Source organism: Colwellia marinimaniae (assembly GCF_002207865.1).
GTDB lineage: Bacteria > Pseudomonadota > Gammaproteobacteria > Enterobacterales > Alteromonadaceae > Colwellia > Colwellia marinimaniae.
Genome location: NZ_BDQM01000438.1, coordinates 1 through 246 on the forward strand (window position 1 = coordinate 1; position 246 = coordinate 246).

General features: G+C 58.9%; 1 protein-coding gene. It reads left to right on the top strand.

The window, feature by feature from the left end; translation table 11 throughout:
- Positions 1-246, top strand: a 246-nt coding sequence (locus tag MTCD1_RS23800; RefSeq protein WP_200818704.1) for a hypothetical protein, incomplete at both ends; no start/stop codon positions are given.

Here is a 246-nt window from a genome sequence, read left to right on the forward strand (position 1 = left end):
GTCCTCGTCCTCACCGTCCCGCTGGAAAAGTTCCTCGACTACTCCGACGCGGACGATGACGAGCGGGAGTACTTCTCGAAGATCATCCACCAGCAGTACATGGTGGATGCCTGCCTGGTGAAGGAGTACCCGACCATCTCCGGGTACGTCCCCGACAACATGAGGCCCGAACGTCTCGGGCACGTCATGGTTTACTACCACCGCTGGGCTGATGATCCGCACCAGATCATCACGACCTACCTGCTA